This is a genomic window from Bartonella sp. TT29SHDZB, from assembly GCF_042193395.1.
Lineage (GTDB): Bacteria > Pseudomonadota > Alphaproteobacteria > Rhizobiales > Rhizobiaceae > Bartonella.
Window position 1 is genome coordinate 1 of sequence record NZ_JBHILQ010000079.1, and the last position, 2,009, is coordinate 2,009.

The 2,009-nt window shown below is 35.7% G+C and carries 1 protein-coding gene; it reads right to left on the bottom strand.

From position 1 onward, the window contains the following. Positions 1–2,009 (bottom strand): type ISP restriction/modification enzyme (locus ACFIJJ_RS09590; RefSeq protein ID WP_375646784.1); only part of this gene is annotated, 2,009 nt, incomplete at both ends.

The following is a 2,009-nucleotide window of genomic DNA, read 5'->3' on the forward strand; positions in this document are numbered from 1 at the left end:
ATTGTGATATTGTTATTATAAATAACAGTGGTTTTATCTTTCTCTTTACCTGCTTTTGCGAATTTCATTTCAGTCACATAATAAAATTTTTCGGGATTATAGATCTCTGTTTGTTTTGGATTACCTTTTTTAAAGGTTACTGAATACGGCTCTACAGTTTCATAGTTTACGTGCAAATGCCCCAGTTCACGCCCTGCGGTTACAAACTTCCAAAAGTCATCAGCACTCTTTACACAAGGGATACGAGGCAGTTCTTTAGAGAGGTTATCAGCATAACGGGTGCGATAATCTTCCGAATGAAGTAGACCGTAAACATAATAGAATAGATCATCTTTTGTTATGGCTTCATTAGGATAAGCAGCTTTAAAATGTGCTAATCCCTCATCCGTAATGGCATCACGCTTCTGTAAACCAGCTGTTTTACTTTCTTCTGTAAATAAATGGGATTGTTTCTCACTTTTACTTTTTGAAACCGTAGCATCTTCATAGATATATCTTGGAAAGCATTGACTATTCTCCATCACTTGAAATTCAGGCACATTCTTAGTCATAATAACAGAAAAATCTTTCTTTGCTCCCGTACCTGTAATTTGTATTACTCTATTTTCAACCGCTTGCCCCATTGGAAATATACATGGAATTTGGGCAACCATTTCATTAAAGGCACGATTGTAATAGAGCCATTGTTGTGTAAAAGGACGGTATAAACTTTGCATAAGGCATGTATCTTCAAATTCAAAAATCTTTCCTTTAGTTAAATGTTTCTTAAGATTAATACTCCAACTAATTTTGCTTTCATCGGCATTAACAAAATTATCTACAGTTTTAGTACGTGTTTTACCGTTATCATGTGTATAAACACCATTAAAACGCTCCACTTCACTATTGTAGAAAGTAATCATATTACTCATATTCTTCGCGAGAGTTTCATTGCTTGCATTGTATGCCCAAGCATCACGATTGGTTTTTAGACCACAAGAATAAATCTCAAACAGTTTTTTACTATGAGGTTTCTTATCACCTAAAGCTAGGAATGTCTTGAAACTGTCATCACGTTGACCAAGCCAATCATTATGCTTATCCGGTATAATTATTTGCCAACCTTGTTTGCTCTGTGTAATACCATCAATGCTACCAAATTTTTTAATTGTCTTAAGCTTTTTTTCTCTTGTGAGGTAATCTCCAATATCACGGAAATATATTTTCCCCTGTTGTTTGGATTTTGGATTTTTTACGAGAATAGAAATCGCTATAGGGGCACGAGATCCTTCACCAAAAATTCCACCACTTTCTTTCTTACGTTGTTCTCCAGAGGTCCGAGCATTCCCCCGTAAATGGAAAATGTAAAGGCTACTAAATTCCTCAACTAGACACTTGCGTAAACCATCCATAGATTTTGTATCTATAAAACTTGCATTTGTAACAAAACCAATCACACCACGGTTTTTTATACGGTCACTTGCCCAGCGAATGGCACGAATATAACTATCATAAAGATTTCGCATAAGGCTTGCTTTAGATTGAGCGGCGTAAGTTTCATCAATACGGTCATTTAATATCGGATAAGGCGTATTCTTTGCATTATCATTAGCACTTTTTTGTCCTGTTGAATAAGGAGGATTGCCGAAGATAACTTCAATATTGAGGTTTTTCTGATGCTCTAAATATTCACTGTTTTCCTTTAATAGACGTTGTATTAGATCTTGCTTTTTTAGCGTCTGAAACGTATCAGCCAAACCAATATGCTTGAAAGGGATATAATTTCCTTTCATAAGACCATGATAGGTTGCTTCGATATTAATGGCTGCTATGTAATAGGCTAGCAAGACAATCTCATTTGCGTGGATATCATAACGGTATTTATATTCCATATCCTCTGGTTTGATGAGATTGGATTGTAATAGCCGTGTGATAAAGGTCCCTGTTCCAGTGAAAGGGTCAAGAATAGAAACACCACGTGATCCTAGACTTTTTCCAAATTCATGACGCAACACATCATCAACAGAATG